At 53.9% G+C, this 2,634-nt stretch carries 2 protein-coding genes; both read left to right on the top strand.

All coding sequences use genetic code 11. The features are described 5' to 3' along the window. Positions 1–1,372 (top strand): hypothetical protein (locus MVD07_RS03430; protein ID WP_297498688.1); only part of this gene is annotated, 1,372 nt, incomplete at its 5' end. Positions 1,373–1,534: 162 nt separating this feature from the next. After that, positions 1,535–2,398 (top strand): DMT family transporter, encoded by an 864-nt coding sequence (locus tag MVD07_RS03425; protein WP_297498685.1) that lies wholly within the window; start codon positions 1,535–1,537, stop codon positions 2,396–2,398. Positions 2,399–2,634 lie beyond the last annotated feature (236 nt).

Below are 2,634 nucleotides of genomic sequence, written 5' to 3'. Positions count from 1 at the left end.
TTATACCCTGGACGAGATAGAGCTCAAGATGTCAGTGGCCGAGAACCTTGATGCTTACTCCGAGACACCCAAGGTTCAGCTCTCCGAACTCTTCGAGAAAAGGGCTGAGGTCACTGAAGTAGCACCTCCAAAACCTGAGGAGAAGCCCCCTGAGGTTAAGCCGAAGCCGGCCGCACTGGCACCAAAACCGGCTCCTCAACCTGTCCCCGAGAAGCCGGAGGTTATCGTCAACTTCGCCGGCGGAACTCTTCCGGAGAGCGCCTTCCAGAAATACGCAGAGAACATCATCAAGGAGTCCCAGAGAATAAAGGGTTTGAGGATAAGGAAGGTGGAGTTCGACGCCAACGTTGGTGAAGGAGTGGTTTATCTGAACGTCAGGGTTCACGGAACCTCCGAGAGCGGGAACAATAGAGAGATTGAGATAGCGGAGAAGAGGGTTTTCCACATCGTCAGCAAGCACGCCCCAGTTCTCCTCAGGGAGGCCGAGGTCAAGCCAATCCTCAGGGACATCAGTGTCGTCATAAACGGTGAGGAGGTAAAACCCCAGGAGATAGTGGATAGGGATAAGAAGAGAGAAGGTAACGTAACAACTGACGGACGGATAAGACTCGCTGTCCTTGAGGACGTATGGCCCTACTTCAGTAACTTTTCAAAGACCGTCGTCCAAGAGATCGAGGAAGCCGGGATAAAGGTCACGAGGGCGTACTTCGACGTGAGGGGTAGAAGGGAGTTCGAGATCAACCTCGCGGTTGCCGTCGAGAGTTCCCTCGACAAGCCCACAGTGGAAAGGACAATAAGAGCCATCCTGAGCAGGCATGCAAGAGAACTGGGCAGGAGCATAGGTCACTACATCTCAGTTCACAGGATCGACATAGAGCTCATAGAAGTTCAGCCCGACCTCAAACCCACAACCTCAACGGTGACATCTGGAAAAGCGGCCGAGATACTCGCCAAGAAGGAGCTCCTCGAAAAGGAGGTCGAAAAGCTCCTTGAGGAGGCTGGAATCGAGGAGCTTAGTCACCTAACCGAAACCAAGAAGAAGGAAGCCGAACAGACCCTCCTCAAGAGCAGGATAGAGCCGGCGATAGAGACGCTCAAGAGCAGGGTTCACGCGGAGCTCAAGCTCATCCCGAGGGCCACATTCAAGTGGCTCAAGCTCAACCACGAGGTTCAGGGCGGGAGCGTTTACGTTGATATCGAGACGAGCTTCGCGAAGGAGAACGTTGGAGGCCTCTTCGGGGCCTACTCGGCAGTGTCAGACGAGAAGATAAAGCAGGACATCAGGGAGACCATCGCCAGAATAATCAGAGAAGTGTCTAGGGAATACGGTGTCCCGATAAACCTCCGCAGGCTCAACGTCATCCTCCGCTGACCTTTTTTAATTTCAGCACTCAAGATCGTCATCATCCTTGCGTCAGCACTGCCGAGGTCATCATCAAAGAAGGAGGAACACCTCTGGAACTTAAGGCTTTTTCATATCCTCATCGAAACGATAAATCGCTAATTTTTTAAGCCTTTCCCCTATGGGCCAATCATGAACACGCTCATCGGTGTAACTCTGGCCCTTGTATCGGCCTTCTCCTGGGCATCCGCAACCATACTGGTCAGGGTAGGCCTCAGAAACCTTTCGCCGATAGGGGCCAACATCTTCAGGCTCTACACAGCAGGTGCCATTTTCCTCCTGACGTTTTCCCTGACTGGGAACCTCTCAGCGTTCAAGCTCCCCCCGATGCTGCTTTTTCTAGCCTTCATCTCCGGGATTTTTGGCTTCGTGATCGGTGATTACTTCTACTTTAACGCCCTCAAGAGGATGGGGGTTTCAAGAACGGTCCCGATAACCTCCACATACCCCCTGTGGACAATACTCTGGGCGGTGCTCTTTCTTGGAAAGGGCGTCAAGCCCCAGGTGGTTATTGGAGCCCTCCTCGTTGTAGTAGCTATAATCATCGTCAAACGCGCCGAGGAGAAAGAGAACGCCGACAGAAAGGGCTTTCTCTTTGCGTTTCTCGCGCCTATTTTGTGGAGCGTGGCGATAGTAATAATGCAGTATCTCACCGCCTACATCCCAAACCTCCAGCTGGCCGGGCTGAGGATGATATTTGGGGCAGCCGGCATCTCGGTCTTCCTTCCAAGGTACGGTGGGGAGGTTGCCGGTATGAGACCTAAAGAAGCCCTATCGCTGGCCGGTGCTTCCCTTCTTGGTCTTGTTATAGGCCAGTACCTTTTCGTTTACTCCGTTGCCCTGGTCGGAGCATCCATAGCGGCACCGGTCTCGGCAATAAACCCGATAATTGCCTCCCTTCTAGCCGTTCTCTTCCTCAAAGAGAGGCCCAGCAGGCGCATCTTAGAGGGTCTTCTCCTAGCGGTCGCTGGAGTGATACTGATATCGACGGCTTAAGTTTTTAAGGATGGGACCTAACCCAGAGTGCCGACAGCGAGGGGACATAACCCCTCGCATGGGCTCGGTTAACCCGCCTCCGCGAGGTATCGGGTTCCGTGAGCGGAGGGTGCTCACGCCGAGCCCACAGGGCCGGGAGCATCCACCCGCGCGAGCGGTGAACGCGGGCCTCTGTACCCGGCCCACACTTCGACGCACTTCTGAGGAAAGCTTATAATACACGGAACTGACCAATA

This window comes from Thermococcus sp., from assembly GCF_027008145.1.
Lineage (GTDB): Archaea > Methanobacteriota_B > Thermococci > Thermococcales > Thermococcaceae > Thermococcus.
The sequence above is the reverse complement of the archived record's forward strand: the minus strand, read 5'-3'. Positions and strand labels throughout refer to the sequence as shown.

Bases quoted from the DNA above. Each gene is read 5' to 3' on its own strand.
- MVD07_RS03425 (WP_297498685.1), top strand. From the start codon at position 1,535: ATGAACACGCTCATCGGTGTAACTCTGGCCCTTGTATCGGCCTTCTCC.